Origin of the sequence: Parvularcula sp. LCG005 (assembly GCF_032930845.1) — a bacterium.
Taxonomy (GTDB): domain Bacteria; phylum Pseudomonadota; class Alphaproteobacteria; order Caulobacterales; family Parvularculaceae; genus Parvularcula.
This window is the reverse complement of sequence record NZ_CP136758.1, coordinates 1,243,942-1,250,000: the sequence shown is the minus strand read 5'-3', so window position 1 is coordinate 1,250,000 and position 6,059 is coordinate 1,243,942. Positions and strand designations below refer to the sequence as shown.

The following is a 6,059-nucleotide window of genomic DNA, read 5'->3' as shown; positions in this document are numbered from 1 at the left end:
AATAGAGCCACGCCGTCCCGTCATCGTCCTGAAAAACCGTTGGGTCGATATCATCCCATGAGTGGCTGGCCTGTTTGGTCATTGAGTTGCTGACCAGCGCACTGCCGCGCGCATCAACAAACGGCCCCGTGGGACTATCAGAGACGGCCACGCCTATAGCTTTGCCCGGATCCGTCTCGTCGTGTTCCACCGTCGTGTAGAGATAGAACTTCCCATCTTTCTCTTCGACTTCTGACGCCCACGCATCGCGGATAGCCCAGGAGAAATCAGTAGGCCGCATCACTGGTCCGTGTGACGTCCAGTTTTTCATGTCGTCAGATGAGTAGGCGAGCCATTCCGTGATCCGGAACATTTCATTGGGTCCGGCCTCATCATGGCCGACGTAAAGATAGACACGACCATCATGCACCAGGGGCGCTGGATCCGCCGTAAAACGATCGGTAAAGATCGGATTGGTGCCTGGCGTCTTGGCGGCATCGTCCAACGGTTTTTCGTCTGCGGCAAAAGCTGAACCGAGAGAGAGCAGGCAGACAGAACTGAAAAAAGTCGCGAAAGTACTACGCTGCATAAGCAGTCTCCAATGGAATGACGGATGATGTTGGCACCCGAGCGTATCTTGAAACGAGATGGCCGGGGTCACGCGGGAAACGGTCGGCGGTACACTGAGCGAAACGCTCCAACACCGACCGCGTCAAGAGAGAACAGCAGGATCAGTTGCCAGGCTCAAGCCAGCCATTGACTTCGACCCAATGCATGAATGCGTCGAACCACTGATTGCTCGTCCGGTCAGGATTGCCAAGACCGAAGCCATGCCCACCATTCTGGTAGAGATGCAGTTCAACCGGCCGTTTGGCATCGTACCAGGACTTGATCACACCGAACTCACCGTTGAACAGGAAATCGTCCGTCGCAATGGCGGCAAACATGGGCGGCGCATCGGCAGGCACATCAACCGGCCCCATCCCTCCATAGATCGGCGCGATGAACGCCAGCTCTGCCACGTCAGATTTAAGCGTCGTTTCCATGGTCAGGCCCGCACCGGCGGAAAAGCCCATCATGCCGATCCGGTCGACATCGACATTCCATTCGTCGGCACGCTCCACGATCATCCGATAGGCCGCCTCAGCATCCTCAAGCTGGTTCGACAGATCCCACCGCGGTCTTGGCGGCGGAGTGTCAGCGTCATCCGTATTGGTGTCGGCCTCTTCGAAGCGGCGGTTCATCTGTCCCTCGAAAGCCTCGAGGGAATCGGCCGTTGGCTGAAGGCGATACTTCAGGACAAAGGCAGCAACGCCGCGCTCATTCAGCGCTTCCGCGACCTCCCAGCCCTCATTGCCCATGGAAAGCCACATGAAGCCACCACCCGGCGCGACGATGACCGCCGCCCCCGTCGCCTTGTCGGCGTCCGGCAAAAACGGCGTGAGCGTGGCCTCGGTAATGTTACGTGCCATGGGGTCGCCCCACTGCCGGAACCAGCTCTCGGATGCAGGCTGATTTTCGACCCCGCCCGTATTGAGCTGAATTGCATTGGGCTCCGCCGGCGCTTCCATCGGGTACATCTTGCCGTCCTGCGCAAAGGCGGACGCGGTCAAGACCGAAACAACTGAGCAGACGGCCAAACCCCGCCGAGAAAACAACGACATCACGTAACGTTCCTCCAGATTATTTTGGAAGAGAGTAGGGTTCAGTCAAAAGACGGTCAATTCAGCGTGCAACGCTCAAGCCCGCTCAAATGCTCAATTCGAACGATTATTGTTATGCAAACGTTGCCATAATTCAGGAGGGATCATCGAATGAACATTTGATGATCATTATCGGCCAGCCATCAAACAAGAAGGCCCTTCTGGTCAAAGCCAGATAAACCGTCAAACCGACGCGCCGGATTTCAGCGGCACACAGACGACGACAGTTTGAGAAGTGGTGCCCCCAGTCCGATTCGAACGAACGACCTACTGATTACAAATCAGTTGCTCTACCAGCTGAGCTATAGGGGCAGGACGGCTTCGGTACTCAAGGTTCGTGCGCAGGTCAATACGCTTTTGCGAGAGATCATGCGCCCCTCATCCACCGTCCCGGTCGGTGCGCGTCCAAGTCTTGGTCGATTTGCGGGCATCGCGATTATAGACACGGGTTTTGGCGAGAACATAGGGCACAACCTCCCCCAGCATCCGGACCGGCAGGACGTCTCTGCCGTCCTTGAACCATCCCACAATAATCGCCGTGCCGAACATCAGCCCGGCTAGAAGCGTGAGCGTGAAGGCCAGCCCTTTGCCAAATAGCGCGAAGACGATGGCGATCAGGCCAAACACCATAAGCGATGCCACAAACAGGGCCAGTGGCGGGGCAGCGATATCGAGCCCAAGCATGGCGGCCTGGCGGTTGCGGCCGATCACGCCGCGCAGAAATAATGGCAACGCGCGCACGCCGGCAAGTCGCAAGGAGCCGTGCTCCCACCGTGCGTGCTGAAGCGCGGCGGCGCGGTCCTCTGACGGAAATTGGCTGCTGATCAGCGCATTGCCCACCAACTGGGGCGCTTCCCCCTTTTTGGCGAGGGCGACGGTCAGCGCGAGATCTTCGACGATTTCTCCTGAGCCAAGCGCCAGCTCGCGCGCGATGGGCCATGGAATGGCAAAGCCTGCCCCGGTCACGCGGGTCAGACCGCCCAGGCGCTGCAGCCCCCACATCCGGGTCTTGTTCATGAACCGCCATGCAAACGCCGAGACGGCCGACTTGGCTCCACCGTCAGGCGCCGGGTCCATCAGATACATGGCCTGGGCCGGGTGCCCGGTTTCCTCACACACGCTTGCCACCTGATCGATCGTCCCCGGTGCACAGACGCAGTCAGCATCCACAAAAACCACCGTCGTCGGCGGATCGGTCTTGAGGTAGTCAAGGCCGTGCTGCAGCGCATAGCCTTTGCCGCGACGCTTTTCATCCGTCCGCTCAAGGACAATCGCGCCGAGCTGCCGGGCCATGGCGGCCGTATTGTCGGTGCAGTTATCGGCCACGACCACGAGCCGGTCGCCCTCGCGCAACTGCTCTTTCAGATTGGCAAGGGTCGGCGCGATCACTGATTCCTCGTTGTGGGCAGGAACGATCAGCGCCACCGCTGCGCGGTCCATCTCGCCCGAAGCGACAGGTTCCGTGCGGGGCCGGGACAGGCCCGCCAGCACTTCGGCCAGAAGAACACCCGCGAGTACAGCCAGAACCAATGTCACAATGACGAGAATGACGTAAAGGGTCGTAATAATCATTGTGCGGCCTTTCCGCGAGAACGAAGGGCGTCACCAAAATAGTCCGCCAGCTTCTCAGCCTCCCGGTCCACGTCGTGACGTTCGGTAATGCGGCTGCGACCATCAGCCCCCATCATTTCCAGGGTCGTCGGATCGGTTTCGAGCGCGGCCTGCATCGCTTCGGCCAAGGCCGCTGCGTCTGCTGCCGGTGTGAGCCAGCCATTGATGCCGTCCTTCACCAGTTCGGGAATGCCCGCGACATAGGTCGTGATGACAGGCGTCTTCAGGGCCAGGGCCTCCATGATGGAAACCGGCAGGCCCTCCGCATAGCTTGGCAGCAGAAACGCCCGGGCTGCGAGGACTTCTTCCTTCACCTTTTTCGGTGACGCCCAGCCGACGAGCATGATGTACTGTTCCAGCCCTTCGGCCCGGATCTGTTTTTCCAGCACGGCCCGAAGGTCGCCATCGCCCACGAGGCGGATGTGGAAGTCATGGCCGGCGCGTTTTAGGATGCCAGCCGCTTCAATCAGGGTGGCCTGCCCCTTCTGCTCGCTTAACCGACCGACAGAGACGAAGGTCCGATTGTCGTATGATTTGCTCTCTACACCCGCATAATACTGCCGGGAAATGCCGCAATGGACGACCTTGATCTTGTCCCATAGCTCATAGGGCACGAGCCGCCGCAGCTGACTGGAGCCGTAGGAGCTGACCCCAGCGACAAACGCACTGCCTTCGATCTTGTCAGGCAGGTGGATCAGCGCTGGCTTGTCGAATTCCTCGGGACCGTGGATTGTGATCGAGTAGGATGCGTCGGCCAGCGGTGCTGCCAGCATGGCGACGGTCGCGGAATTTGTCCCGAAATGGGCGTGTATGTGGTGAACCTTGTCGCGCCTCAGCCAGTCCGCGACGACCAGCGCCTCGCCCCAGTAAAAGAGGTGCCTGACCAGGCCGCTCTCGGACTTCGCCCCCATTTTCAACGCCCGCGCCAGCGATGACAGAGTGCCACCGGGCGATTTGAGGAGCGTGGCGAGTGCCGATTTGATCAGCGGCCCCTTCCCGCCCCCCAGAATACGCCGCGTCCGCTTTTCTTCCGCGGCGTCTGCAGCAGAATCCGTGACCTGCGGCGGTACCCGAATGGCGTAGCGCTCCACCTCGATATCCTGGCGTTCCAGGGCATTGATTTCACGACGAATAAAGGTGTGACTGACCGAGGGGTACTGGTTAATCAGGTATGCGACTTTCATGCAGTGGGGGCCTGTCATCGGTTTGGGCTGGCGTACAGAACGCGTCGTGCATTTTCTACACCAAACTGGATCGATGACAGGCTGCCCGATTCGCCACGATAGTGCGCGACCGGATCAGGCGCGCGCTGTGGCCGCCTCAAATGCCTCGGCGATGGCGTCGCGCATCGGCTTGGGCTCGTAGCTGTTGTCAAAGGGCAGCGGCCGCTTGGCCAGACCATCTGACCGCGGATTGACATATTGCAGCCAACTATACTGGTCGACCAGGCCCCAGCACAGTACGTCTTCGACTTCAGTGTATTCGAACATGATGTCCAGGAACTGGCGCGTTGCGTCGGCCACCTTGCTATCTCGATAGTCATTGGTGCCCGGCACGGCACCGTCATTCACATCAAGCTCGGTGATCAGCACTTTCAGGCCCATCCCGGTGACATCATCAAGGAAACTACGCCAAGCGGCCTCATCTCGAGGGCTCGAGCCATTGCTGCCCAGATAGATGTGGCCCTGGACCCCAAGGGCATCGATGGGCGTGCCGCGGGTCATCATGCCGTCCAGTAGTCTGAGCACTCCGTCCCGGTGGCGCTGAGGGCCATCGCCGCTCCCCCAGTCCATGAAATCATTATAGACCAGCTGCCCGTCCGGCAGGGCGGCGCGAGCCGTAGCGAAGGCGAGATCGACAGTATTATCCACACCAAGGCGCTGATTGAACGGGGTGACACGATAATCACCTGTCGAATTGTCGACCAGTTCGTTGATCACATCCCATGAACTGATCGAGGACGCAAAGTGTCCGCACACGGTGTTGATGTGCTGGGTTAGCATGCGCTCTGCCTCGGCTGCGGGGTTCGCACCAAAGTCATAGGTATCAAACCAGCCCGGATAGCGCTCTGCCACTTCCCACAGCAGGACATGACCACGGAAAGTCACGCTGTTGTCGGCCCCAAATTGGACAAGCGCATCGGCGGCGGAAAAATCAAACGTGGTCGGGCTGGGCCGAAGGGCCTGCCATTTCATGTCGTTCTCCGCCACGGCGATGGAGCACTGCTCCTTTACCAGCTCAAGATAGTTATTGTCATTGAACGGACTGTTTGTGCCGGTCCCGATGGCTGTGCCGAACCTGAAGCCCTTGTCCCCAGCCAGCGTCTTGAGTGGTGTCACGGGTGCAGGCGGCGTCCCCGTCGATGGCGGTGTGACCACGGGCGGCACAGTGGTCGTGCTACTCCCACCGCCGCCTCCACAAGCGGCCAGCGTTGCGCCAGCCCCCATCAGCAGCATCTCACGTCGTGACCAAGCCATGTCACATCCTCCCTGTCGTGGTGAACATTTGCGCTCACTCATTGGGCAAAACGCTATGGCGCAATCGGTGGGACGGCAAGTGGTACCGCTACCACAGTGTCACTAATTGAGACAAATGGGCTAAGATATTGATGTTGCAGCGCAAATGAGACCGATTGCAACACGTCTTCGAGTTCGGATCGGAATGTTGGTACGGGCGGCCGGACTCGAACCGGCACGGCCAAAGGCCTCAAGATTTTAAGTCTTGTGTGTCTACCATTCCACCACGCCCGCAGCAGAAAACGCTTTA

The 6,059-nt window shown here is 59.4% G+C and carries 5 protein-coding genes and 2 tRNA genes (1 of these 7 running past the window's edge); all 7 read right to left on the bottom strand.

Annotated elements, in window-relative coordinates; translation table 11 throughout:
• Positions 1-568, bottom strand: the 5' portion of a protein-coding gene (locus RUI03_RS05835) for a glycoside hydrolase family 43 protein (RefSeq protein ID WP_317289348.1). The gene continues 455 nt to the left of window position 1, outside the view; only the first 568 of its 1,023 coding nucleotides appear in the window; it begins with the start codon at positions 566-568; the stop codon falls past the left edge of the window.
• A 142-nt stretch (positions 569-710) separates the two neighbouring features.
• Positions 711-1,643: an alpha/beta hydrolase gene (locus tag RUI03_RS05830; RefSeq protein ID WP_317289347.1), complete on the bottom strand. Its 933-nt coding sequence runs from the start codon at positions 1,641-1,643 to the stop codon at positions 711-713.
• A 275-nt stretch (positions 1,644-1,918) separates the two neighbouring features.
• Positions 1,919-1,994, bottom strand: a tRNA-Thr gene (locus tag RUI03_RS05825).
• 66 nt (positions 1,995-2,060) lie between these two features.
• Positions 2,061-3,254, bottom strand: a complete 1,194-nt coding sequence (locus tag RUI03_RS05820) for a glycosyltransferase family 2 protein (protein ID WP_317289346.1) — start codon at positions 3,252-3,254, stop codon at positions 2,061-2,063.
• A complete protein-coding gene (locus RUI03_RS05815) occupies positions 3,251-4,477 on the bottom strand; it encodes a glycosyltransferase family 4 protein (RefSeq protein WP_317289345.1) in 1,227 nt (408 codons plus the stop codon). Before RUI03_RS05815 ends, RUI03_RS05820 begins: the two co-directional genes overlap by 4 nt.
• A gap of 114 nt (positions 4,478-4,591) precedes the next feature.
• The gene (locus RUI03_RS05810; RefSeq protein ID WP_317289344.1) at positions 4,592-5,770 is read right to left on the bottom strand and encodes an endo-1,4-beta-xylanase; all 1,179 of its coding nucleotides are present in this window, start codon (positions 5,768-5,770) and stop codon (positions 4,592-4,594) included.
• A 188-nt stretch (positions 5,771-5,958) separates the two neighbouring features.
• A tRNA-Leu gene (locus RUI03_RS05805) sits at positions 5,959-6,043 on the bottom strand.
• Between the last annotated feature and the right edge of the window lie 16 nt (positions 6,044-6,059).

Bases quoted from the DNA above. Each gene is read 5' to 3' on its own strand.
- RUI03_RS05820 (WP_317289346.1), bottom strand. From the start codon at position 3,254: ATGATTATTACGACCCTTTACGTCATTCTCGTCATTGTGACATTGGTT.
- RUI03_RS05815 (WP_317289345.1), bottom strand. From the start codon at position 4,477: ATGAAAGTCGCATACCTGATTAACCAGTACCCCTCGGTCAGTCACACC.
- RUI03_RS05810 (WP_317289344.1), bottom strand. From the start codon at position 5,770: ATGGCTTGGTCACGACGTGAGATGCTGCTGATGGGGGCTGGCGCAACG.
- RUI03_RS05830 (WP_317289347.1), bottom strand. From the start codon at position 1,643: ATGTCGTTGTTTTCTCGGCGGGGTTTGGCCGTCTGCTCAGTTGTTTCG.